The sequence below is a fragment of the Frigoribacterium sp. NPDC087798 genome, from assembly GCF_044742985.1.
Taxonomy (GTDB): Bacteria; Actinomycetota; Actinomycetes; order Actinomycetales; family Microbacteriaceae; genus Frigoribacterium.
In genome coordinates, this window is sequence record NZ_JBIUVP010000001.1 from 1,379,019 (window position 1) to 1,401,562 (window position 22,544).

Sequence of the window (22,544 nt, forward strand, 5' to 3'; positions counted from 1 at the left end):
TGCTGGGAATGTTACCGGTAACAGTTTCGCGAGTGCAAGAGTGATCGAGAACATCCGCCCGTCGGGAAGGGATCGACTGCGAGCCTCAGCGGCGTGACGGCGCTGCAGGCGGCAGGAGGGGCCCGCCCTGCCACACCGGCGGGAAGTCGTCGCCCTCGTCGCTCTCGTCGTCCGGTGCGGCGATGAGCTCGACGAGGGTGTCGACCGTGACGCCCGGCCCGTTGCTGAGCTCGCCGATCTTCTCCCGGTCCTTGAGGACGACGATCCGGTCGCTCACCCGCACGAGCTCGTCGAACGCGCTCGAGATGAACACGACGGCGACACCCTCGAGCGCGAGCTGCGCGATGTGCGCCTGGATGTCGACCTTGGCGCCGATGTCGACGCCGCGCGTCGGCTCGTCGAGGATCAGCACGCGGGGCCGGATCGCCAGCCAGCGAGCGAGGAGCACCTTCTGCTGGTTGCCGCCCGAGAGCTCGCCGGCGGGTGTCGCCGGATCGACCGGCGTGATGTCGAAGTGCTCGATGTGCCGCTCGACGAGGTCCTCGCGCTCGGCCTTGGAGAGCGGGTGCGCCCACCCACGCAGAGCCTGCAACGCGAGGACGATGTTCTCCCGCACGCTGAGGTCGTTGATGAGGCCCTCCGCCCCTCGATCTTCGGCAGACAACGCCACCCGGTTCCGCAGTGCGTCCGCAGGGCGGTCGATCACGACGGTCCGACCACCGAGCGTGACCACGCCGCCGTCAGCTCGGTCGGCGCCGGCCAACAGGCGCGCGAGCTCGGTTCGCCCGGAGCCGCGAAGCCCCGCGATGCCGACCACCTCGCCCGCGTGCAGCTCGAAGTCGACCGGCCGCAACATCCCGCGGCGTCCTACACCGGTGGCGCGGTACAGCGGCGGGCCGACCGGATCCACACGATGGGCGCGGCGCTCTGACCCGATGCGTTGCAGGTGGGCGATGTCCTTGCCGATCATCCGCGCGACCAGTTCGGCGCGGCCGATCTCGTGCGGCAGGTAGTCGCCCTTCTTCACACCGCCTCGAAGGATCGTCATCCGGTCGCTGAGCGCCAGCACCTGCTCGAGGAAGTGCGAGACGAAGAGGATGGCCACACCCTGGTCGCGGAGGCGGCGGATCACCTCGAAGAGCTGCGCGACGTCGACGGCATCGAGGCTCGACGTGGGCTCGTCCAGCACGAGCACCCGTGGTCGGTCGACCATGGCGCGGGCGATGGAGACGAGCTGGCGGCTGGCGGGAGTGAGGTCCGCCAGCAGGGCTCGCGGGTCCAGCTCGGCCAGTCCGAGCTCGGCCAGCATCGTGGCGGCGCGTTCATGCGTCGCACGCCAGGAGATGCCGACGCGACCGTGCACCTCGTGGCCCAGCATCACGTTCTCACCGACGCTCAGGTTCTCGACCAGGTGCGATTCCTGGAACGCGGCCTGGATGCCGAGGGCCCGCGCGTCAGCCGGACCGCCGAGACGGACGGGCTCGCCGTCCACGAGGACCTCCCCTGCTTCGATCGGGTACACGCCGAGCAGCGCCTTGATGAGCGTGGACTTCCCCGCTCCGTTCTCGCCGAGGAGAGCGTGCACCTCGCCCGAGTGGAGGTCGAGGTCGACCCTGTCGAGCGCGACGCCGTTCGAGAACGCGACGGTGATCCCCCGCATCTGCACCGTGGGGTGGGCAGGTCCGTCCCGCCGCTCGTCGTGACCGGACCAGGTCGGGCCAGCGGCCTGAGGGCCGATCGGGCGCATCGTCGTCGATGCCCGTACGTGACGCACGTGGTGCTCCTCGGGTCGGAGGCCTTGACGGCCTCGCGCCGGGCGGTGCCCGACGTGCACGACTGTAGCTGTCGTGATGCACGCGGGCGAACGACGACGAGCTGGATTACCTCAGATGGCCATCTCGGTCGAGAGGGCGCGCAGCCGCGCTGGAGTCACGCACCACGAGCTCGGCGGGAATCCGGCTGTTCTGCGGGATCTCGCGGCCCTCGATCGCGGCGATCAGGACGTCCACCACGAGCGACCCGAGCGCCGGGAAGTCCTGCCGCACGGTCGTGAGCGGCGGGAGGAAGTGGCGCGAGACGGGCAGGTCGTCGAAGCCGACGACGCTCAGGTCCTCCGGCACGCGGATGCCGCGGTCGTGGAGGCCGTGGATCACCCCGAGCGCCATCTCGTCATTGGCGACGAACACGGCGGTGTATTCCGGAACTCCGGTCAGTCCGCGTGCGTAGTCGTAGCCGAAGTCGCTCGACCAGTCACCGATGACGATGGGCCGCTCGTGCATGCCCCATGCCCGGGTGCGCGCATGGAAGGCACGCTCGCGAGCGCGGGCGTCGAACCAGTCGAGGGGCCCTGAGAGATGGAGGACGTCGCGGTGACCCAGCGACGCGAGGTGATCCACGGCCAGCTTCGTGCCGGCAGCCTGGTCGACGGAGACCGTGAGGAAGGCCGGGTCCTTCTCGGCCTTGACGACCAGGGTCGGCAGCCCCGTCGTGATGGTCCGGAGCACGGCCACGGACGACGAGCGCGGAGCGACCACGCAGAGTGCGTCGATGCCCTGGCCTGTGAGGTGGCGCACGGCCTCCTCGGGAGTCGCCGAGTCGTCGCGGAGCGCGAACGACGCCACGGAGTACCCGCCGTCGCGCGCCGATCGCTCGATGGCCCGCAAGATGCTCGACGGACCGAACTCGACGGCGCTCTCGATCAGCACGCCGATCCGAAGGGCCCGCTGGGTGACGAGCTCGCGCGCAGCACTGTTGGGCCGGAAGTCGAGCTCGGCGACGACTTCGAGCACGCGTTGGCGCGTGGACTCCTTGACCTGCGGGTGACCATTGAGCACGCGTGACACGGTCATGTGCGACACACCAGCACGCTCGGCAACCTCGCGAAGACCGAGACGTTCACCGCCGCCTCTGACGCTCACCCGGGCTCCATCCTGCACGCTCCGCAACGCAGCTTGGCGTCATCTGCGCCGGCGTGGACGTGGCTCCATGGCGCTGGCTCATTGTACGGGGGCCTTGCTCACGTGTCGGTCGGCTTCCGTGACGAACACGACGGGTACCGCCGTCACGGGGCGTAGCGGACGGACATGATGGGACACGAGACACCGACCGAAGGTGAACGGTGTCAAGGTCGCCGCATGGCGCTCATCTGTCTGGTCCTCTCCGGGGCCGCTCTCTTGGTCAACGGCCTCACCCTGCTCGGGCGCGTGCCCGGCCGGGACAGCGGCGTGTTCAACGTCCTGGTCGGCGGTCTGCAGCTCGTCCTCTGCGTGGCCGTGGCCGTGTCAGCCGACGGTTCCCTGCCCATCCTCTTCGGGATCTCGGGCACCTTCTTGTTCGGCATCACGTACCTCTACGTCGGCGTGGACTCCCTCCTCGGCCTCGGCGCCGTGGGCCTGGGCTGGTTCTGCGGCCTGGTCGCCGCTCTCGCCGTCGCCTTCGCGATCGTCCACGTCGCGGACGACCCTTTCCTCGCCGTGCTCTGGACGGGATGGGCGGCGCTCTGGGCGCTGTTCTTCGTCCTGCTCGCCCTCGGCCGATCGGCCATCAGCACCTACACCGGGTGGGCCCTCGTCCTCGCGAGCCAGGTGACCACCACGGTCCCCGCGCTCCTCGGCCTCACCGGGCACTGGCCGACCGGCTCGGTCGCCACGACGGCTGCACTCCTGGCGCTCGTCGGGGTGTTCGGCGGCGCCGTCCTTCTCACCCGCCGAGCCGCCACACGTCCCCAGCCGGAACACACGCCTGCCCCCGCCGCTGCCTGACCCACCAGAACGGAACCGAGACCCATGACCACGACGACCACCACGTCCACCACGTCCGTCACCACGGCGTCACCCACCGACGACGCCCTGTCCGCGCGTTTCCGCCCGCTCTTCGACCGCATCGCCGCCGGTGCCGCGGAACGCGACCGTGAGCACCGCCTCCCCGTGGCCGAGATCCGCGAGCTCGCCGACGCGGGCTTCGGAGCCCTCCGTGTCCCCGTCGAGTTCGGGGGCTCCGGCGCCACCCTCCCGCAGCTGTTCGAGCTGCTCACCGAGCTCGCGGCGGCGGACAGCAACATCCCCCAGGCCTTGCGCGGCCACTTCGCTCTCGTCGAGGACCGCCTCGTCGCCCGGTCCGGACCGCGCGACGTCTGGCTCGAACGGTTCGGCCGCGGCGAGATCGCCGGGAACTCCTGGACCGAAGTGGGCACGGTGCAGGTCGGCGACGTCGCGACGAAGGTCAGCCCGGACCCGGACGGCGGGTTCCGCGTCACCGGGCAGAAGTACTACTCCACCGGGAGCATCTTCGCCGACTGGATCGACACGTACGCCGAACGCACGGACACCGGCGACCGGGTCATCGCGATCGTCGACGCCCGCCAGGAAGGCGTCACCCACACCGACGACTGGGACGGGTTCGGGCAGCGGACGACGGGGTCGGGCACGAGCACCTTCCGAGATGCTCGTGTCGGTGCCGACGACGTCGTGCTCTTCGACGAGCGATTCAAGTACCAGACGGCCTTCTACCAGGCCGTGCTGCTGAGCGTCCTCGCGGGCTCCGTCGTGGCGGCCGAGCGCGAGATCGCGGTCGAGGTGCGGAACCGCACCCGCGTGTTCTCCCACGGCAACGCCGACACCTTCGCCGCCGACCCGCAGATCCTGCAGGTCGTCGGCGAGGTCTCAGCCGCCGGCTTCGCCGCCCGAGCGATCGTCGACCGCGCCGCGCAGGCCCTCCAGGGCGCCTACGAGGGCGCCTTCCTGGACGAGACCGAGGACGAACAGCGGAACGACCGCGCCGAACTCGCCACCGCGCAGGCCCAGGTCGCACTGACATCGCTCGCGACCCAAGCGACCTCGCACCTGTTCGACGCGCTGGCGGCATCGGGCGTGAGCACCACGAAGAACCTGGACCGGCACTGGCGAAACGCCCGGACCGCCGGCAGCCACAACCCGTGGGTGTTCAAAGCACGCATCGTCGGCGACCACGCCGTCAACGACGTCCAGCCGCCACGGGTCTGGGCCATCGGCGCGACCCGCCGCTGATCTCAGCAGACGGGCACCGAGGACGAGAAAAGCCCTGCCGTGTAGAGCAGGGCAGGGCTCTTCGGGTCCGCGCCGAAGGCGCCCGCCGCCGGAGGCGGCCAAACAAGCACCAAGACGAAGAATGGCCCCTGCCGTGTAGGGCAGGGGCCACGCTGATTCGTGCGCCTGGAGGGACTCGAACCCCCAACCTTCTGATCCGTAGTCAGATGCTCTATCCGTTGAGCTACAGGCGCGTTTCGCTGGCCGATTGGCCAGAGGAAACACTACACGAGGGAGACGCGGGGCGCGAATCGAGGCCGACCCGCGCCTCCTCGGGTCGTGTCAGTAGGTGTGTTTGCCTTCGCCGTCGCCCTTGTAGTCGCCGATCAGCTCGTCGACCTGGCCGGCCTCGGCCTGGCCGGGCTGGCGGGTGGGGACGGCGTCGTCGGCCGGTCCGTCGTCGAGCGAACGGGAGCCGGTGCCGCCGTCGGGGTGGTTCTCGCTGGTGATCTCGACGGGGCGGTCGTCCCGCTCTCCGACGGTGTGGTCGCCGTGACCCTCGCCACTGCTGTTGCCACGACGCTCGAGGTCGGTCTCGTCGGTGCCGTGCGGGTCGTCCGGGGTCTTCGTCATCGGGTTCCTCCTGCGCGCCGGACTGTCCGGCGGTCGTGCTCCGAGCATGCGCCGCGGGTCCGACCTCCGCCCGCGACACCCACCACACTCACGGCTCGAACGGTTGGTCGGCCCGCCCACGCCCTCGTCGAGACGCACAACGCCTCTTGCGCAACAGCTCTTGTGCACCTATCGTCGACTCCATGTCCCCCCGAGAGACCTCCCGCAGCACCCTCACCGACGCCGCCTCGATGCGCGTGCTCGCCCACCCGACCCGGTTGCGCCTCCTCGGTCTACTGCGCGAACGCGGCGCGCAGACGGCCGCCCAGCTCAGCGACGCCGTCGACGAGGCCCCGGGGACGATCAGCTACCACCTCTCGAAACTCGCCTCGATCGACCTGATCGAGGCGGCCGAGCCGCAGACCACCGACCGGCGCGAGCGCTGGTGGCAGGCCACCGCGCAGCTCACCAGTTGGGAGCCCGCCGAGTTGCTCGACGACCCCGACCGCCTCGTCGCCTCGTCGGCGCTGCAGAAGTCGATCGGCCAGGCCTACGCCGCCCGCTTCGGCGAGTACGTCGACGCGATGCCCACCCTGCCTCGCGAGTGGATCGCGGCCGGGGCGAGCGGCGACCGCAGCCTGCGCCTCACCACGACCGAGCTCGCCGCCCTGCGCCGCGACCTCGAGGGCGTCGTCGACCGCTGGCTCGACGTCAGCGCGGCCCACGACCCGGCGGCCGACGACGGCGCCGCGCCGGTCGTGCTCGTCTATCAGGCCTACCGCCGCCCCTGAGGCGCGTCGTGAGCGAGAGCACGCCGGCCGAGGAGGCGCGGGGCACCGACAGCGCCACTCGCGACGGTCGTCCGGCCCGGCCCCGCGGCGGGCGCACGGGTCACACCGTCCGCACCGTCCACACCGACCGGGTAGCCCTGTCGTCCCTCGTCGCGGCCCACGCGATCTCACAGACCGGCAACGTCGTCACGGCCTTCGCCGTGCCCTTCTACGTCCTGGGTCTCGGCGGGTCGGGGGCCGAGGTCGGGCTCGCGGCGGCGTTCGCGACGGCCCCGGTGATCATCGGCGGCCCGCTCGGGGGCGTCGTCGTCGACCGGGTCGGGCACCGGCGGGCCGCGATCGTCGCCGACCTCGTGAGTGGCGCCTCCGTCCTCGCGATGCCCGTGCTCGCGCTCACCGTCGGGCTGCCGTTCTGGGCCCTGCTCGCGCTCGTCTTCGTCGGCGGACTGCTCGACAGCCCCGGACAGACGGCGCGCCGGGTGATGCTGCCCGCGCTGACCGAGCGGGCCGGAGTCCGCATCGAACGCAGCGTGGGGCTCCTCGACGGGTCCGAGCGCTTCGCCAAGCTGATCGGGGCGTCGATCGCCGGGCTCCTCGTCGCCGCCGTCGGACCGGTCGCGTCCCTGTTCGTCAACGCCGCCACCTTCGCCGTCTCGGCGGCCCTGACCGGGGCACTCGTCCCGGCGTCCGGTCCGGTACGGACCGGATCACCGAATCCGAGAGACGACCACCCGACCGACGCCACCGACGCGACCGAGCCGACCCGCGCCTCCTACCGGTCCGACCTCCTCGAGGGCGCCCGCTTCGTCGTCCGCGACCCGCTGATGCGGCTGATCGTCGCGCTCGTGCTGGTCACGAACCTGCTCGACGCCGCGCGCGGGTCGACCCTGCTGCCCCTCTACGCGAACGACCGACTCGGAGGCGCGGCCGCCCTGGGACTGCTCGTCGCCACCATGGGCGGGTGCGCCCTCGCCGGCAACGTCGCCTTCGGTTTCATCGCCCACCGGGTGCCGCGCCGCCTCACCTTCGTCGCCTGCTTCACCCTCGCCGGCGGGCCGTCGAGCCTGGCGTTCGCCCTCGGCGCCCCGCTGCCGGTGCTGGTCGCCGCGACCGCGCTCTCGGGTCTCGCCGCCGGCGCCCTCAACCCGATCCTCGGCACGGTGCAGCTCGAGCGCACCCCCGAGCACCTCCGCGGGCGGGTCTTCGGACTGGTTACCGCGGGAGCCTGGGCCGGCATCCCGGCCGGCGCCCTGCTCGGCGGGGTCGCGGCCGACACGATCGGGCTGACGGTCGCGTTCGGCATCGTCGCCGTGGTCTACACGACCGTCACGCTCGCCCCGCTCACCGGCGGTCACTGGCGACTGATGGAGCGTCGGGGCCCGCCCGGCGGCCGGCCACCTGCACCCTCGCTGTGAGTCGGGGCGACCCCGGCGCATCGGCAGGTCGGACCGAGCCTGTTTCCAGGCGACGTGTAGTTAGCTCGTCCGGTGACTGCTCACCCGACCCTCTCGACGACGCCTGCCGTCCGTCGACGGGTCACGGGTCGTTGGGTGGTCGCGTCGTCGGCCTCGCTCGTCGTGCTGGCGGGCGTCTACACGATCGCGGTCCTCACCGAGACCGGCCAGTCGATCGAGGACAGCATCCTCCGCTCGGTCGACGGCACCACGTTGTTGCAGTCCGGGGTCGCGCTCGACGCCATCTCTCCCCCGGCCGTGCTGCTGGTCGTCGCCCTCACGATGGTGGTGGCGTTCCTCCGCCGCCGGCCCGGGTCGGCCGTCCAGGCGGGCGTGCTGATCATCGGCGCGACGGTCACCACCCAGGTGCTCAAGCAGCTCGCGCCCCGTCCCGAGCTGACGGGCGAGCTCTACGGCAACAGCTTCCCCAGCGGGCACGTCACGGTCGCCGTCGCCGCGGTCCTGGCGATCATGACCACCTTCGGCCGGCACGCCCGGCCCCTGTTCTACATGGTCGGTGCGGCGTTCGCGGCCGTCGTCGCCGAGCAGACCGTCGCCTTCGGCTGGCATCGCTGCAGCGACGTCGTCGGCGCCTGCGCCGTGGCCCTGCTCTGGCTCGGCCTCGTCCGCATCGCCGCCGCCCGCCTCTCACGTGACCCTCGCGGCCGCGACGACGTGGGCCCCCGGTCGCACGGGGCCACCTCGGTGGTGCTCGGCCTCGCCTTGGTCGTCTGCCTCACCCTGTCGGGCGCGATCTGGAGCATCGGCATCGGCTCCGACATGAGCCTCACGACCTCGACCGGCCAAGGGGTGCTGATGGGCGCGCGCCTCGCCGCGGCCGGCGTCGTCCTCGTCACGTGCTGGATCGCCTGGAAGCTCGACCGCAAGGCCTGACGGGCACGTGGCCCGATCGGCTCAGCCCGCGGCGAGCACGGCCCGCGGCGAGCTCAGCCCGCGGCGCCGGTCCCGAACAACAGCCCCAGCAGGTAGGTCACGGCGGCCGCCCCGAACCCGATGCCGAGCTGGCGCAGCGCCCGCCTGACCGGGCTCGCCCCCGACAGCAACCCGACGACGGCGCCCGTGCCGAGCAGCGCGACGCCGACCAGCGCCGACGCCACGACGACCGCCACGAGCCCGGACAGCCCGAACAGGTAGGGCAGCACGGCGATGACGGCCCCGGACGCGAAGAAGCAGAAGCTCGAGGCGGCAGCGCCGAAGGCCGTGCCGAGGGTCTCGTGGGTGGCGGGCTCGTCGGCCGAGCGCGCCTCCTGGTCCGGGGCGTCCGCCCAGCCGGCCGTGGCGGCGCCCGGCGCGGCCCCCGCAGGAGGCGCGCTCGGCGACGAGGCCCCTCGCCCCGCGCCCGCGAGCACCTCCCGCGCGTGGGCCTCGGCCTCGTCGGGCGACATGCCCCGTGCGCGGTAGACCAGCGCCAGCTCGTTCGCGTCGACGTCGAGGTCGGGCAGCACGTGTCGCGCCGTCGGGTCGGGGGTGGAGGCGTCGAGCAGCTCGCGCTGCGACCGCACCGAGACGTACTCGCCCGCACCCATCGACAACGCCCCGGCGAGCAGGCCCGACAGCCCGGTCAGCAGCACCACGTGGTTCGCGACGCCCGAGGCGCTGATGCCGAGCACGAGCGCCAGGTTGCTGACCAGACCGTCGTTCGCGCCGAACACGGCCGCGCGGAACGACCCCGACAGGCGGTTGCGTCCGCGCTCGGCCAGGCCGCGCACGACCTCGCCGTGGATGCGTTCGTCGGCGGCCATCGCGTCGGTGGCGTCCGCGTCGGTCGCGTACGGCGACCGCGCCTCCGCGCTCTGCACGAGGGCCAGCACGAAGATCGAGCCGAAGCGCCGGGCGAGCACCCCGAGCACGCGGGTGCGCAGGTCGGTGCGGGCCGGACGCCCGACGTCGGCGCCGAGCAGGTCCACCCAGTGCTGTGCGTGGCGGCCCTCGGCGTCGGCCAGGGCGACCAGGATCGCGCGCTCCTCGCCGTCCCGACGGCGGGCGAGGTCGCGGTAGGTCGACTCCTCGGCGCGCTCGTCGGCGAGGTAACGCCGCCAGCGACGCAGGTCGGCGAGGGTGCGGGTGCTCGTGCCGCCGCTGGTGCGGGTGCTGCTCGTGGGCATGGGGACAGTATCGGCCGCGAGTACGGTCGAGCGGTGACCACACCCCGGCCCCGCTACCTCGGCGTCGACCTCGCCTGGCGTGACTCGACGCCCGAGCGCCCCGCGAACGAGACCGGCCTGGCCGTGATCGACGCCGACGGCACGGTGCTGGACGCCGGCTGGGCGCGTGGGGTCGACGAGGTCGAGGCCTGGGTCCGGCGCTGGTCGACGCCCGGCTCGGTCGTCGCGGTCGACGCCCCCGTGCTCGTGCCGAACGCCACGGGCATGCGGGCGAGCGAACGCCTCGTGGCGCGGGCCTACGGTCGCTGGCACGTGTCGGCCAACGCGAGCAGCGCCTCCCTGCCCTGGCTCGGCGGGCGCACCCTCGGCGAGCGCCTCGAGCGTGCCGGCGGCGTCTACGACGACGGCGTCGTGCCGGTGGCGGTCGACGCGGTGGGGCACTTCGAGTGCTACCCGTACACGACGCTCGTCGGCATGACCGAGCTCGCCTACGACGACAAGCGTCCCCGCTACAAGCGACCCGACCTCACCCTGCCGAAGGAGGCGCGGCGCGAGGCCCGCGCGGCGGCCTGCGACGAGCTGCTGCGTCGGCTGGGCGGGCTCGCCCGGGCCGAGGTGCCGTTGCGCCTCGACTCGCACCCGGTGTCGGCGGCGCTGCTCGAGGAGCCCTCGCCGCTGGTCGACCGGGCCTACAAACACCGCGAGGACCTGCTCGACGCGCTGGTCTGCGCCTGGACGGCGGCGCTCCGCGCGCGGACGCCCGAGCGCCTGCAGGTGCTCGGCGTCGACACCGAGCCGGACGACCGCGGGAGGCGCGCGACGCTGATCTCACCGGCCCGCCCCGAGCAGCGCCTCGGCCCCGCCCCCGTGGCGCGGGTCGGCTGAGGGCCGCACCGCGCCTCCTGACGCGACGACCCCGGGGCGCGGGTCGGCGTCGCGACGCGACCCGCGCCTCCTGACGTGACGACCCCGGGGCCCGACCCGGCGTCGGGACGCGACCCGCGCCTCCTGCACCCGCCGCGTCCCGCCCGTGTGGCAGGGTGGCGGCATGCCCGCACGACCCGTGACCGTCCGCCGCACGACCGCCGACGACTGGCAGCGCGTCCGCGACCTGCGCCTCGCGATGCTGGCGGACACGCCGATCGCCTACGGCGAGACGCTCGCCGTCGCCCGTCGTCACGCCGAGGCCGAGTGGCGGATGCGCGGGGCCCGGGGCGAGGCCGAGCACGGCACCTCGCTGGTCGCGATCGACGACGGGACGGGCGACTGGGTCGGCGCCATGGGCGGCTTCCTGCAGGCGGCGGGGCAGCCCCTGCTGGTCGGCGTGTACGTCGCCCCGAGCCATCGGGGGCGCTCGGCCGGGGTCACCGACCTGCTGCTCGACGGCGTCGAGACGTGGGCCGCGACCGAGGGCGACACCCTGCGCCTGCACGTCCACGAGCAGAACGAGCGGGCCATCGCGTTCTACCGTCGACGCGGGTACGAACCGACCGGACACACGAACCCCTACGCCCTCGACCCCGCCGCGCGCGAGCTCGAGATGCTCGCGCCGCTGCGCTGACCGCCGCACCCGTCCGGTGGCGAGCACGCACGACGTCTTCCTCGAGGGCGCACACGACGAGTCGCGCCACGTCGTCGAGCAGACCCTGATCGATCACGGCTTCACCCTGTCGCTCGCGTCGGACGGCAGCACCCGGGCCGTCCGGGGCACGCTGGCCTCCACCCTCGCGCTGCGCGCCTTCGCCGGGCGGGCGCAGTTGCTGACCCTCGGCGTGCAGTGGTTCGTGGACGACCGGGGACGCCTCGTGGTGCGGGTCGTGCACGAGCCGGCCCTGTCGGTGCTCGGCGGCCCGGTCGGCGTCGTCCGGGCGCAGCGGGCCGTCGGCGAGGTGGTCCGGGCACTCGAGGCGGTCGCCCTCGCACGTCGCGCCCCCTGACGGATTCGACCCGCGCGCGTCCTGTCCCCCGAAACACGCGTCTCGACGCCCTGCCTGTGAGGAGCGTCCACGTCTGAACCGCACCATCTCGTGCGGCCTAGCGTTCGTCGAGATGGAGGGCGCGAGTCCTGCATCGGTGTCGTCCGGACCGTGGGTCCCTGCCCGTGAAGCTCTCCCTGCGGCCCGGCGGCGTCACGGAGAGGATGCCGGGCCCGACGGACCCGCCGTCCTCTTCGTGACGCCCGATGCCGACGTCTCGCCTCCGCCCTGCCTGCCCCGGCCAGGCCGAGCTCGTTCAGTGCGGCCTGGTCAGCCCGAGATCCCGTCGACGTAGAGCCACCGCCGGTCGACCCGGGCGAACCGGCCGACCTCGTGCTGCGACCCCACGCCGTCGTCGTCGCGGAAGTGCGCCTCGAACTCGACCGTCCCCTCGTCGTCGAACGGCCCGCCCGCCTGCGTCCGCACGACGTCGAGCCGGAACCAGCGCGTGCCCCGGTCGACCTCGAGCGTCGCGGGCCGCGTCGTCGGGTGCCACGTCTCGAGCAGGTAGGAGGCGCGGGCGAGCACGAACGCCGAGTACCGCGAGCGCATCAACCGTTCCGCCGTCGGGGCGGGCGTCGTGCCCCGGTGCAGCGGCCCGCAGCACGATCCGTAGGTCTCGCTGCTGAGGCAGGGGCACCGGGCCGAGTCGTCGAGGTCGCGGCCGGAGCCGGCGGCGGGAGCAGCAGGAAGCATCGGGCCATTCTCCGGCACGCCCCGGCGCCCCGTCCCCGGACCCGCCTCGCGCCCGCCCCCTCCTCTTCGCCCCGTCCCCGCGCCTCCTCTCGGCCCCGTCGGGAACTCCTGCCTCACGTCACGCCCCACCCGCGCCACGCCCACGCCCACGACCCGACGCCGCACCAGCCAGGACTTGCCGACACCACGCACGCCTCGTCGGCAACTCCTGCCTGACGTCACCACCCACCCGCGCCTCGCCCACGCCCACGACCCGACGCCGCACCAGCCAGGACTTGCCGACACCGCTCACGCCTCGTCGGCAACTCCTGCCTCACGTCACCACCCACCCGCGCCACGCCCACCCCCACGACCCGACGCCGCACCAGCCAGGAATTGCCGACACCGCGCACGCCTGCCGGCCCGAGCTACACCGTGGGCGGGCGCCGGGTACACCCGGTCGGCTCCCCAGTCCGGGTCGCACCCCAAGGGGCCGCCCCCGCACTGGGCGTCGCACTCCGGGCCACGACCTGCCACGGTGATGCCGTGACGAACTCGCCGACCTCCACCTCGCACCCCGTCCACGAGCAAGAGCTCGTGTTCGCGCACGTGCGCGCGGTGCTGAGCGCGGGGGAGGCGGGTCCCGTCCTCCCCCGACTGTCCCGGCGCAGGACCGCACGGGCCCTGGCGTCGGCCGGCTTCAGCACCCTGACCGGCGAACCCGTCCGGGCGTCCGCCCTCAAGCACGACGGGACGCAGTTCTTCGACCGCTCCGAGACCGTCCTGGTCGAGTCGCTCAACAGCGGGCGACGGTTCTACGGCCTGTTCGTCGAACCGACCTCCCCGACCCACGAGGACTGGGCGACCGTCACCGACATGTTCGCCGAGCTCGGGCGTCGCGTGCACGGACGCCTCGCCCCCGCCGACCAGTTCCGCGGCTGAGCCCTCCCACCACACGCGAGGTCGCACCACGGTTGCGGCGTCGAACCACCCCCGTGCGTGGTTCGACGCCACGTGCGTGGTGCGACCCGACCGCCCGAGCCGCCCGAGGCGCCCGAGCAGCGCAAGCAGCGCAAGCAGCGCGAGCCGCCCGACTGGCCCGAGCCGCCCGAGCCGCCCGAGCGGCCCCGGCACCCCGGGCCACGCGCACGCGCCGCCCCGCACCCGGTAGCGTCGCGGCATGCACGCCCTGCCGCCCGGAGCCCTCCGCATCGTCCACCTCAGCGACGCCCACCTGCTCGCCGACGGAGCCCTCCACCAGGGTGTCGTCGACACGACCGAGGCCCTCGACCTCGTGCTGGCGGAGGCTGCGCGGGTCGAGGGGGTGCGACTGCTGGTGGGGTCGGGTGACCTGTCGGACGACGGGACCCGCGCCTCCTACCGGCACCTCCGCGAACGCACCGACGCCTGGGCCCGAGCGGCCGGTGCCGAGGTGGTGCTCGTGCCGGGCAACCACGACCTGCGCGAGTCCTTCGCCGAGGTGCTCGGCGGCGACCCGGCGAGGCCGCTCGACCTCGTGCGCGACGTCGACGGCTGGCGGGTGGTCGGGCTCGACACCTCCGTGCCCGGGGCCGGCTACGGACTGCTGCGACCCGAGCAGCTCGCCTGGTTGCGCGACGAGCTTGCGACGCCCGCCGAGCGGGGCACCGTGCTCGTGCTGCACCACCCGCCGATCGCGGCGCCGACGACCCTGCACGAGTCGCTCGCCCTGCAGGACCCGGAGGCGCTGGCCGCGGTCCTCGAGGCGTCGGACGTCCGCGTCGTCCTCGCCGGGCACTACCACCACCACATCGTCGGTCACCTGGCGGGCGTCCCCGTGGTGGTCGCGCCCGGGGTGGCGAACGACACGGACGTGCTGGCGACCGTCGGCACGGAGCGGGCCGTGCGCGGCTCGGGCTTCGCCGTGGTCGAGGTGGCGGCCGACGGGTCGGTGCGCTCGACCGTCGTGCGCACGCACGACCCGCGCGACGGCGACGAGGTCTTCGTGCTCGACGAGGCCGCCGTCGCCCGCATCGCCGCCGAGGCCGGACCGTCGCCCAGGGGCCGCGCGTAGGCTCGGTACAGGTCTGCCGCCCACCCGGGGTCGGCGCCTGGCCGATCGTCGAGTCGTGAAAGTGAGACCCCCATGCGCGTGGTCGTCGTCGGAGCCACGGGCAACCTGGGCACCGCCCTGCTCACCCGTCTGCAGGCCGAACCCGAGGTGACCTCCCTCGTCGGCGTCGCCCGCCGGGGGCCGCGCATGGCGACGCCGCCGTACGGCGAGGTGACCTGGTTCTCGATCGACGTCGGGACCGACGACTCACCCGTGGCCCTCGAGCGGGCGTTCGCCGGGGCCGACGCCGTCGTGCACCTCGGCTGGGCCCTGCAGCCGAGCCACCACAAGGCCGTCATGTACCGCACGAACGTGCTCGGCACGTCGCACGTCCTCGACGCCGCCGCCCGGGCCGGCGTGCCGCACGTGCTCGTCGCGTCGTCGGTCGGCGCCTACTCGCGGGGCCCCAAGGGTCGACGGGTCGACGAGACCTACAAGACCAAGGGCGTCCGCCGCTCGAGCTACTCGAAGCACAAGTCGATCAACGAGCGCGTCATGGACGCCTTCGTCGAGCAGCACCCCGAGGTCACGCTGACCCGCATGCGCCCGGGCCTCGTGTTCCAGGCCTCCGCGGCGAGCGAGATCGTGGGGCTCTTCGCCGGTCGCTGGGTGCCCACCCGCTGGATGCAGCGCGTGCGCCCCCCGTTCATCCCGCTCGCCCCGCGCTTCGTGTCGCAGGTCGTGCACGCGAGCGACGTCGCGGACGCGTTCTGGCGGGCCATCGACCGCCGCGCCGGTGGGGCGTTCAACCTCGCCGCCGAACCCGTGGTCGACCCCGACCGCATCGCCCGGGCCTTCGGCTCCCGCCTGCTGCCCGTGCCGTATCGCCTGTTGCGCGCCGTCGTCCAGCTCACCTGGCTGGCCCGCCTGCAGCCGACCGAGCCGGGCTGGCTCGACATCGCGGCCAAGATCCCGGTCATGTCGACCGAGAAGGCCCGGGACGTCCTCGGTTGGACGCCCCGTCACACCTCGGACGAGACCCTGCGCGAGTTCGCCCACGCCCTCGCCCACCGGACCAACCACGAGGGGTCGCACCCGCTGCACGGCTGAGCGGCGGGTCCCAGCTCGAACCGCGAGGCCGGGCCCGCGCCCGCGCCCGCGCGAGCCGAGCGCCCGTGCCACCTGCCAGCCCGCGCGAGCTCCAGGCCCTACGGCAGCGTGAGCTCGAGCAGCCCGTCGGCCCGCACGGTCACCGACACGTCCTCGTACCCGGCGACGCGCGGCAGCCCGTCGGCGGCCGGCCCGTCGTGGTCGCCCACGACCACGACCGAGGCTCCGGAGGCGCGGGCGGCCTCGAGCCCCGCCGCGGCGTCCTCGAAGACGACGACCTCGCCGGGGTCGACGCCGAGCAGCTCGGCAGCCAGCAGGTAACCGTCCGGGGCCGGCTTGCCCACCGCCACCTGCTCGGACGCCAGCACGACCGCCGGCCAGGGCACGCCCGCCTCGGCCATCCTCGACCGCGCCAGCTCGTGGTTCGCGCTCGTCACGAGGGCCACCCGGTCACCCGGCAGGCTCGCCACGAAGGCGGCGGCGCCCGGGATCTCGACGGTCCCGTCCCGGGTGCCGGCCTCGACCGCCTGCAGCCCGTCGGTCAGGGACCGCGCCTCGCCCTCGGGCAGCCGGGGCAGGAACCGGGTGACGGTGTCGTGGGTCTGCCGGCCGTGCGCGAACGCCAGCAACTCGACGACGTCGAGCTGGTGTTCGGCCGCGAAGTCGCCCCAGATGCGTTCGACCAGGGCGGTCGAGTCGACGAGCGTGCCGTCCATGTCGAACACGATCGCGCGGCAGGTGAGGGTCGTCATCGCCACAGTCTGCCCCGACGCACATGCGGCACGCACCCCCACGGCGTACCGTGCCCGCATGCACGAAGACGAGCAGGACACGAAGACCGGCACCACCACGGGCGACGCCACGACGGCCACGGACGGCGTCGGCTACGCAGGCACCGCCGAGACCGCACCGGACCGTCGCGACGCCGACGACCCGACCGCGGACTTCCCGCGGAGCGAGGCGACCACCGCCGAGATGCAGCGGTCGGCGACGGAGGACTCCCCCGCCGTGGACTCCGACACCGACCTGGACGCGGTCCAGGCCCTGCCCGGTGAGGGCGGGCCGGACGACGGCGGCGACATCGAGGTCGACCCCGACGACCTCAACCTCTCGGGCGACTCGATCCCCGGCCACCCCAAGCCCGGCGAGCCCGATCCCGCCGACGCGCCCTCGGGTGACGGCGCCGCGCCGTCGCACCCGAAGCCCGGGCCGCCCCGGCCCCGCGGCTGACGCCTCCCGGACCGACCACGAAGGGCCGCACCGTCTCGACGGTGCGGCCCTTCGACGTGCGCGCCGCGGCGCGGGTGGTCCGACGTGTGTGGTGTGGTGCCGGGCGGGCCGCCCCGTGAAGAAGCTCCCGGCCCACCGGGCACCACGCGCCCACCGTGGGCGGGCTCGCTCACGGTACCGCTGCAGCCTGGGCGGGCAAAGAGCACCCTGCCAGGAAAACGCCTGTTCAGCGCCCGGAATTAGCTAGACGCACTAGTCACCGTGGCGAAAAGGTGCCCGATGCGCACCTCCGAGCAGCCATCGGGCCGATCGAGATCCCGTGGACGTCTAACATCTCGACGACGAGTGATTCTCCACAGCCTGTCCACAAAGCGAAAACCCGCGCCCGAGGTACGGTCGAGGGCGTGACCGACCTCGCCGCAGACGCCTCCCCCACGACCGACACCGCGCCTCCTGCCCCCGTGCTCGTGGTGATCGACCGGGCCCGGGCCGGCGCCCGAGGCGATGGTCCCGGGTGGCACCTCGCCGACGCGGCGGAGCCGACGGTGAACGTCGTCGACCTGGGCGTGACCCGCGGCGACGGCATCTTCGAGGCGTTCGGCGTCGTCGACGGAGCCGTGCAGGCGCTCGAGCCGCACCTGAACCGCCTGGCGCGGTCGGCGGCCCTGCTCGACCTGCCCGTGCTCGACCTCGACCTGATCCGCGAGGCGGTGCTCGCCTCGGCCGCCGCCCACGCGCCCGTCCCGTTCGCGTTGACCAAGCTCATCGTGACGCGCGGCCTCGAGGGCGTGCCCGACAGCGAGCCGACCGCGTGGGCCCGGACCGAGGTCTACGAGGACCACGCCGTCGAGCGCCGCGACGGCATCCGCGTCGTGGCGCTCGACCGCGGCTACCGGCACGACGTCGCGACGACCTCGCCGTGGCTGCTGCAGGGCGCCAAGACCCTCTCGTACGCCGTGAACAAGAGCGTGCTGCGCGAGGCCGCCCGCCGGGGCGCCGACGACGTCCTCTTCGTCAGCAGCGACGGGTACGCGCTCGAGGGGCCGTCGGCCTCGCTCGTCGCGCGTTTCGGCGACCGCTTCGTCACCCCGCGCACCGACCAGGGCATCCTCGAGGGCACGACGCAGGCGGCCGTGTTCGACGCCCTGGCGGACCTCGGCCACGAGACCGCGTACGAGCTGCTGCCGCTCACCCGCGTGCACGAGGCGGACGCCCTGTGGCTGCTGTCCAGCGGACGTCAGATCGCTCCCGTGTCGGACCTCGACGGCCGGTCGTTCGCGATCGACCACGAGCTGACGACGTCGCTGGTCGAGGCGCTCTGGGCCCGCCGCGCCTGAGCCCCGGCCGCGGCCCGGCGCGAGTCCTGCTCACCGACTGGCACAGAAGGTGCCGCCCGGGCGGGCCGCCGTTCGAACAGATGTCCACCATGCGAACGATGTGTCGGGCGATGGTGGCGATCACCCGGTGACCTGCGAGAGTCGGGAACGCGTCGATTCACGGCGACGCGACCCGCACCACCCCGTTCCGCACGCGGTCGCAGGGCCGCAGAGATGAGCTGAACACATGAACATCGTCCACGCCTCCGGGCACCACCCCCTCGCGCACGACCTGGCTCCCACCGAGCCGATCGACATCAGCGCACTCCTCCTGGCCGAGGCCGCGGCATGAGCGCCGCCGACCTCGCCCGCCTCAGCCACGACCAGCTCGTGGCGCACGTCCGTCGCTCCGTCGACGTGACCGGCCACTACGCCGCCGACCAGCGGGTGCCCGCCGCCCGCATCGAGGTCTACCCCAAGCGCCGACCCGCCGGTCGAGCCCACCGGTCGCCGGTCGACCCCGGGCCCGTCGTCTGCGGCAGCGTCGTCGACATCACGCCGGGACCGAGCTACGCCGACTTCTTCGCCCCCGAGGCGCAGCAGCTCGCCACCGCCTGATCCCCGTTCGGCCCCGGCCGACCCACACGACGACCGCCGTCCCCTCGGGGCGGCGGTCTTTCGCATGCCCGGGGGACGCAGGAGGCGCGGTGCCGATCCCGAGGACCGGCACCGCGCCTCCTGCGCTCGCCCCTCCGCCTAGGAGGCGCGGCTCCGCAGCAGCGTGAAGCTCGCGTCGCGCACGAGCAGCGTCGTGACGGCGCCCTCGACCTGCTGGCCGGGGTCGCTCGACGCGGCGAGCTCCCACTCGCCGTGGGGCGCGTCGGGCACGTTGAACTCGACGACCGCCGTCGAACCGTTGACGAGGTAGGCGAACGCGTCGGCGTCCTTGTGGGTCAGCACGAAGGTGATCGCCTTGTTCTCGCCCTGCTGCCAGTCACCGCTCGAGAACGAGTGGTCGTCGGCACGGCGCACCTGCACGTGGTCGTCGCTCTCGACCTCGGGGGCGTACCGGAACCAGTCGGGCCGCAGCGCCGGGTTCTCGCGACGCAGCGTGATCAGCTCGGTCGTGAAGGCGAGCAGGTCACGATCGGCGCGCTCCCAGTCGAACCACGAGATCTCGCTGTCCTGGCAGTAGGCGTTGTTGTTGCCGCCCTGGCTGCGGGCGATCTCGTCGCCGCCGAGGATCATCGGCACGCCCGCGCTGAGCAGCAGCGTGCCGAGGAAGTTGCGACGCTGGCGGTCGCGGTACTCGTTGACCGCGGGGTCGTCGGTCGGGCCCTCGGCGCCGCCGTTGAACGACTTGTTGTCGCTCTCGCCGTCCTGGCTGTCCTCGCCGTTCTCCTCGTTGTGCTTCTCGGCGTAGCTCGTCAGGTCGGCGAGGGTGAAGCCGTCGTGCGCGGTGACGAAGTTGACGCTCGACAGCGGCGAGCGACGGTCGCCCTCGTAGACGTCGGGGCTGCCGAGCACGCGGTCCGAGAACGTCGAGAGGACGCCGGGCTCACCGTTCCAGAACTCGCGCACGTCGTCGCGGAACTTGCCGTTCCACTCCGACCAGTCGGCCGGGAAGCCGCCGACCTGGTAGCCGGCGGTGTCCCAGGGCTCGGCGATCATCTTGACGCTCTGCAGCACCGGGTCCTGGTGGATCAGCGTGAGGAACGCACTGTGCTCGCTGGCCTCGCCACCCTGACGGGTGAGGGTCGTGGCGAGGTCGAAGCGGAAGCCGTCGACGTGCATCTCGGTGACCCAGTAGCGCAGGCTGTCCATGATCAGACCGAGCGCCGCCGGGTGGCTGACGTTCAGGCTGTTGCCGGTGCCGGTCGTGTCGAAGTAGTTGCCCTCGTCGCCCTCGACCAGTCGGTAGTAGGCGGCGTTGTCGATGCCCTTGAACGAGATGGTCGGGCCCATGTGGTTGCCCTCGGCCGTGTGGTTGTAGACGACGTCCATCCACACCTCGAGGCCGGCGGCGTGGAGGTCCTTGACCATCTGCTTGAACTCGGCGACCTGGCCGCCGGCCGTGCCCGCGGCCTTCGAGGCGTACTCGTCGTGCGGGGCGAAGAAGCCGATCGAGTTGTAGCCCCAGTAGTTGCGGAGGCCCTTCTCCTCGAGGTGGCTGTCCTGCACGAACTGGTGCGTGGGCAGCAATTCGACGGCGGTGACGCCCAGGTCGGTGAAGTGCTTGATCGCGGCGGGGTGCCCCATGCCGGCGTAGGTGCCCCGGATGTCCTCGGGGACGTCGGGGTGCGTCTGCGTGAAGCCCTTGACGTGCACCTCGTAGACGACCGTGTCCTCCATCGGCGTGAGCGGACGCTGGTCGTCGCCCCAGTCGAAGTCGCGGTCGGCGATGACGTTGCGGGGCATGGCCGCGGCGGAGTCGGACTCGTCCATCGTCTCGGGCTCGTCCATGTCGTGCCCGAAGACGGCCTGACCCCAGTCGAACGTGCCGTCGAGGGCCGTCGCGTACGGGTCGAGCAGCAGCTTGTGCTCGTTGTGGCGGAGGCCGGCGGCCGGGTTCCAGGGGCCTGCGACACGGAGGCCGTAGCGCGAGCCGACCCGCGCCTCCTCGACCACGGCGTGGAAGACGTGGCCGGTGCGGTTCGTCAGCTCGAAGCGGCGCTCGGTGCCGCCGTCGGCCTCGTCGTCGAACAGGCAGAACCAGACGTGGTCGGCGGTCTCGGAGTACACCGCGACGTGGGCGCCGCCCTCGGGCAGGGGCGTCACGCCGAGGGGGTAGGGCAGGGAGCGGGAGTCGTTCATGCTCCCAGCAGTACAGGAGGAGCGCCGCCGGCGGCCAAGCTGAGCGCCGTACCCCGCCGAACCGTCCCGCCCGCCCGGCCCGCGCCTCCTTCCTCCCCCGCCTGCCCGGCCCTCCCCGCCATGAACCCCGTTCACGAAGATGAACCCCGTTTTCGCGTGGTTCAACTTCGTGAACGGGGTTCATGGCCTCGTGTCGAGGACGACCACGCCTCCCCCACACGCCGGGAGCGAGCTCCCACCGCCCCCAGGCGAGGAGGCGCGGATCAGGCGGGCCGGGCGCCGCCCGTCACGCTCGCCCCATGACCGGCACCGCGCCCCACCTCTGCCCGCTCGTCTTCACCTCGACCCACGGGGGCACGACGCGCGAGGCGCGACGCCTGCAGCTCGAGGCGCGGCGGGGATCGCTGGTCCGCGTCCATCGGGGCACCTACGCCGTCGCCGCCGACTGGGACGACCTCGACGCGCGAGGGCGGCACGTCGTCCTGACCAGGGCGGTCACCCGAGGGCTGGACCGACGGTGCACGGTCTCCCACGACTCGGCCGCGGCCCTGTGGGGTCTGCCGCGGGTCCACGACGCCTACGCGGACGTGGTGACCGTCATCGATCCTCGGCGGACGACCACGAGGCGTTCGACCGACCTCCTGCGACGCCCCGGCTCGGTTCCGACAGCCGACCGCGACGAACTCCACGGAGTGTGGCTCACGAGCCTCGAGCGGACCGCCGTCGACGTGGCTCGGAGCGCCTCGTTCGGCGATGCCGTGCTGTGTGTCGACGCCGTCCTGCGCCGCCTGGTCCTGCCCGACGGACACCGGACGGGCGCTGCCGTCGAGGCCGAGTTCCTCCGCCGACGCACTCGACTCATGTCCCGACTGGGCCCGTCCTCACACCCGGGCGGACGGATGGCCCGTCGCGCCGTCGAGTTCTCGTCCGCGTGGGCCGAGAACGGAGGCGAATCCCTCCTGCGTGTCGTGCTGTTCGAACTGGGCTTGTCGTCGGTCGAGTTGCAGAAGACCTTCATCCTCGACGACCGGTTCCTCGGACGCTGCGACGTCTTCCTCCGGGCCTCCGGCGTCGCGGTCGAGTTCGACGGCCACATCAAGCTCACCGACCCCGAGATCCTCGCCGGACGGACTCCCGCGGAGGCCATCAGGCTCCGGGGACGTCGCGACCGCCGCCTCCTGCGCCATCCCGAGATCCGTCACGTGGTGCACTGCGAATACGCCGATCTGGTGTTCCCGGAGAGGCTGGTCGAACTCCTCCGGACGGCCGACGTCCTCATCGATCCACGTCGGGTGACGGACGCTGCGCGGGTCGCTCGACGGCGCTTCGTCGGGGCGTCCGGATGAACCCCGTTCACGAAGATGAACCCCGTTCAATCGGGGTTCATCTTCGCAAACGGGGTTCG

General features: G+C 73.0%; 22 protein-coding genes and 1 tRNA gene. 15 read left to right on the plus strand and 8 right to left on the minus strand.

Features of this window, described 5'->3' with window-relative positions:
* Positions 1-85: 85 nt before the first annotated feature.
* Positions 86-1,660, minus strand: coding sequence for a sugar ABC transporter ATP-binding protein (locus tag ACIOSR_RS06470; RefSeq protein ID WP_056047996.1), 1,575 nt, complete (start codon positions 1,658-1,660; stop codon positions 86-88).
* 220 nt (positions 1,661-1,880) lie between these two features.
* A complete protein-coding gene (locus ACIOSR_RS06475; protein WP_307785022.1) occupies positions 1,881-2,936 on the minus strand; it encodes a LacI family DNA-binding transcriptional regulator in 1,056 nt (351 codons plus the stop codon).
* Between the two features lie 198 nt (positions 2,937-3,134).
* Here ACIOSR_RS06475 and ACIOSR_RS06480 point away from each other — a divergent pair, with 198 nt between their 5' ends.
* Positions 3,135-3,761 carry an AmiS/UreI family transporter gene (locus ACIOSR_RS06480; RefSeq protein WP_159825113.1) on the plus strand — a complete coding sequence of 209 codons (627 nt, stop codon included), beginning with the start codon at positions 3,135-3,137 and terminating at the stop codon, positions 3,759-3,761.
* 24 nt (positions 3,762-3,785) lie between these two features.
* Entirely contained in the window at positions 3,786-5,024 is a 1,239-nt protein-coding gene (locus tag ACIOSR_RS06485; RefSeq protein WP_267658909.1) for an acyl-CoA dehydrogenase family protein, read from the plus strand.
* Between the two features lie 160 nt (positions 5,025-5,184).
* On the opposite strand, the gene ACIOSR_RS06490 is transcribed toward ACIOSR_RS06485, so the two are convergent.
* Both ACIOSR_RS06490 and ACIOSR_RS06495 read right to left on the minus strand, forming a co-directional pair.
* Positions 5,185-5,257, minus strand: a tRNA-Arg gene (locus ACIOSR_RS06490).
* Between the two features lie 88 nt (positions 5,258-5,345).
* Positions 5,346-5,636, minus strand: a complete 291-nt coding sequence (locus ACIOSR_RS06495) for a hypothetical protein (protein ID WP_056047225.1) — start codon at positions 5,634-5,636, stop codon at positions 5,346-5,348.
* Positions 5,637-5,818: 182 nt separating this feature from the next.
* On the opposite strand from ACIOSR_RS06495, the gene ACIOSR_RS06500 reads away from it, so the two are divergent.
* The 3 genes from ACIOSR_RS06500 to ACIOSR_RS06510 all read left to right on the plus strand — a co-directional run bounded on the left by ACIOSR_RS06500 (position 5,819) and on the right by ACIOSR_RS06510 (position 8,754).
* The gene (locus ACIOSR_RS06500) at positions 5,819-6,406 is read left to right on the plus strand and encodes a helix-turn-helix domain-containing protein (RefSeq protein WP_402752132.1); all 588 of its coding nucleotides are present in this window, start codon (positions 5,819-5,821) and stop codon (positions 6,404-6,406) included.
* 8 nt (positions 6,407-6,414) lie between these two features.
* Positions 6,415-7,821 (plus strand): MFS transporter, encoded by a 1,407-nt coding sequence (locus ACIOSR_RS06505; RefSeq protein WP_402752133.1) that lies wholly within the window; start codon positions 6,415-6,417, stop codon positions 7,819-7,821.
* 72 nt (positions 7,822-7,893) lie between these two features.
* Entirely contained in the window at positions 7,894-8,754 is an 861-nt protein-coding gene (locus ACIOSR_RS06510) for a phosphatase PAP2 family protein (RefSeq protein ID WP_148053721.1), read from the plus strand.
* Positions 8,755-8,807: 53 nt separating this feature from the next.
* Here ACIOSR_RS06510 and ACIOSR_RS06515 read toward each other — a convergent pair whose 3' ends face one another.
* On the minus strand, positions 8,808-9,986 hold the full coding sequence (locus ACIOSR_RS06515; protein ID WP_402752134.1) for a VIT1/CCC1 family protein: 1,179 nt from the start codon (positions 9,984-9,986) through the stop codon (positions 8,808-8,810).
* A gap of 33 nt (positions 9,987-10,019) precedes the next feature.
* On the opposite strand from ACIOSR_RS06515, the gene ACIOSR_RS06520 reads away from it, so the two are divergent.
* The 3 genes from ACIOSR_RS06520 (at position 10,020) to ACIOSR_RS06530 (ending at position 11,923) form a co-directional block, all read left to right on the plus strand.
* The gene (locus ACIOSR_RS06520) at positions 10,020-10,871 is read left to right on the plus strand and encodes a DUF429 domain-containing protein (protein WP_402752135.1); all 852 of its coding nucleotides are present in this window, start codon (positions 10,020-10,022) and stop codon (positions 10,869-10,871) included.
* Positions 10,872-11,034: 163 nt separating this feature from the next.
* Positions 11,035-11,547 carry a GNAT family N-acetyltransferase gene (locus ACIOSR_RS06525; RefSeq protein ID WP_402752136.1) on the plus strand — a complete coding sequence of 171 codons (513 nt, stop codon included), beginning with the start codon at positions 11,035-11,037 and terminating at the stop codon, positions 11,545-11,547.
* Between the two features lie 16 nt (positions 11,548-11,563).
* Entirely contained in the window at positions 11,564-11,923 is a 360-nt protein-coding gene (locus tag ACIOSR_RS06530) for a hypothetical protein (protein ID WP_285063670.1), read from the plus strand.
* 309 nt (positions 11,924-12,232) lie between these two features.
* Here the strand turns inward: ACIOSR_RS06530 and ACIOSR_RS06535 are convergent, their stop codons facing one another.
* Complete coding sequence (locus ACIOSR_RS06535; protein WP_402752137.1) at positions 12,233-12,658, minus strand: YchJ family protein; 426 nt, start codon at positions 12,656-12,658, stop codon at positions 12,233-12,235.
* Between the two features lie 525 nt (positions 12,659-13,183).
* On the opposite strand from ACIOSR_RS06535, the gene ACIOSR_RS06540 reads away from it, so the two are divergent.
* The 3 genes from ACIOSR_RS06540 (at position 13,184) to ACIOSR_RS06550 (ending at position 15,779) form a co-directional block, all read left to right on the plus strand.
* Positions 13,184-13,579, plus strand: a complete 396-nt coding sequence (locus tag ACIOSR_RS06540) for a hypothetical protein (RefSeq protein ID WP_056047249.1) — start codon at positions 13,184-13,186, stop codon at positions 13,577-13,579.
* Positions 13,580-13,817: 238 nt separating this feature from the next.
* Entirely contained in the window at positions 13,818-14,690 is an 873-nt protein-coding gene (locus tag ACIOSR_RS06545; protein ID WP_402752138.1) for a metallophosphoesterase family protein, read from the plus strand.
* 72 nt (positions 14,691-14,762) lie between these two features.
* Positions 14,763-15,779 carry an NAD-dependent epimerase/dehydratase family protein gene (locus ACIOSR_RS06550; protein ID WP_173151872.1) on the plus strand — a complete coding sequence of 339 codons (1,017 nt, stop codon included), beginning with the start codon at positions 14,763-14,765 and terminating at the stop codon, positions 15,777-15,779.
* 98 nt (positions 15,780-15,877) lie between these two features.
* On the opposite strand, the gene ACIOSR_RS06555 is transcribed toward ACIOSR_RS06550, so the two are convergent.
* Positions 15,878-16,531, minus strand: a complete 654-nt coding sequence (locus ACIOSR_RS06555) for an HAD-IA family hydrolase (RefSeq protein ID WP_402752139.1) — start codon at positions 16,529-16,531, stop codon at positions 15,878-15,880.
* 58 nt (positions 16,532-16,589) lie between these two features.
* Between ACIOSR_RS06555 and ACIOSR_RS06560 the strand changes: the two genes are divergently transcribed.
* From ACIOSR_RS06560 to ACIOSR_RS06570, 3 genes are all read left to right on the plus strand, one after another.
* Positions 16,590-17,009, plus strand: a complete 420-nt coding sequence (locus ACIOSR_RS06560) for a hypothetical protein (protein WP_148053722.1) — start codon at positions 16,590-16,592, stop codon at positions 17,007-17,009.
* A 404-nt stretch (positions 17,010-17,413) separates the two neighbouring features.
* Positions 17,414-18,346: an aminodeoxychorismate lyase gene (locus tag ACIOSR_RS06565; RefSeq protein ID WP_402752140.1), complete on the plus strand. Its 933-nt coding sequence runs from the start codon at positions 17,414-17,416 to the stop codon at positions 18,344-18,346.
* Between the two features lie 327 nt (positions 18,347-18,673).
* Entirely contained in the window at positions 18,674-18,943 is a 270-nt protein-coding gene (locus tag ACIOSR_RS06570) for a hypothetical protein (protein WP_402752141.1), read from the plus strand.
* A 138-nt stretch (positions 18,944-19,081) separates the two neighbouring features.
* Here ACIOSR_RS06570 and glgX read toward each other — a convergent pair whose 3' ends face one another.
* A complete protein-coding gene (glgX, locus tag ACIOSR_RS06575) occupies positions 19,082-21,139 on the minus strand; it encodes a glycogen debranching protein GlgX (protein ID WP_159825093.1) in 2,058 nt (685 codons plus the stop codon).
* 299 nt (positions 21,140-21,438) lie between these two features.
* Between glgX and ACIOSR_RS06580 the strand changes: the two genes are divergently transcribed.
* Complete coding sequence (locus ACIOSR_RS06580; protein ID WP_402752142.1) at positions 21,439-22,485, plus strand: hypothetical protein; 1,047 nt, start codon at positions 21,439-21,441, stop codon at positions 22,483-22,485.
* The last annotated feature ends 59 nt before the right edge of the window (positions 22,486-22,544 follow it).